This window comes from Rhizobium sp. 01T444 (assembly GCF_056398305.1).
Window position 1 is genome coordinate 1 of sequence record NZ_JBFTPD010000108.1, and the last position, 955, is coordinate 955.

1 protein-coding gene is annotated in these 955 nt (G+C 70.5%); it reads right to left on the reverse strand.

Going from position 1 to position 955, the window contains the following annotated elements; genetic code table 11:
* On the reverse strand, window positions 1–955 hold a 955-nt coding region (locus AC1DTN_RS37365; protein WP_477925142.1), incomplete at both ends, for an AMP-binding protein.

Here is a 955-nt window from a genome sequence, read left to right on the forward strand (position 1 = left end):
GGATGTCCGCGCGCAGGCTCTCGTCGGGCGTGAAGCCGGTCTTGAGCGAGACGAAGGCCTTCACCATCTCCCCGAGCATGGCATCGGGCTTGCCGATCACGCCCGCCTCCGCGACCGCGGGATGCTCCATCAATGCGCTCTCGACCTCGAAGGGCCCGATCAGATGGCCGGCGGACTTGATGACGTCGTCGGCGCGGCCGACGAACCAGAAGTAGCCGTCGGCATCCCGCCGCGCCAGGTCGCCGGTGAGATAGAGACCGTCGGCGAAGCACTTGCGGTAGCGCGCCTCGTTGTTCAGGTAGCCGCGGAACATCGAGGGCCAGCCGGCGCGCAAGGCCAGCTCGCCCTCCACGTCCGGCTGCTCGACCACGCGCACGCGGGGCGCCTCGCCCTGCGCCTCCAGGTGCTCGACGATGCAGGCCTCCACGCCGGGCAGCGGGCGGCCCATCGAGCCCGGCTTGATGTCGAAGGCCGGGGTGTTGGCGATCATGATGCCGCCGGTCTCGGTCTGCCACCAGTTGTCGTGGATGGGCAGGTCGAAGGCCTCCTTGCCCCAGCAGACGGCGGCCGGGTTGAGCGGCTCGCCCACGCTGGCCACGAAGCGCAGCGCCGGAAAGACATGGCGCCGCGCAAGCGCCGCACCGGACTTCATCAGCATGCGGATCGCGGTCGGCGCCGTGTACCAGACGCTGACGCGCTCCTGTTCGAGCAGCCCGTACCAGCGCTCGGCGTCGAACTCCTCGAGGTCGACCAGCGAACTCACGCCCAGCAGCAACGGCGCGATGATGCCGTACGAGGTCCCGGTGACCCAGCCGGGATCGGCCGTGCACCAGTAGCGGTCCTGCGGGTGCAGGTCGAGCGCGTAGCGCGCCGTGGCGTAGTGGGCCACGGCCGCGCCGTGCACATGCAGGGCGCCCTTGGGCGCGCCGGTGGTGCCGCTGGTGAAGTGCAGCAG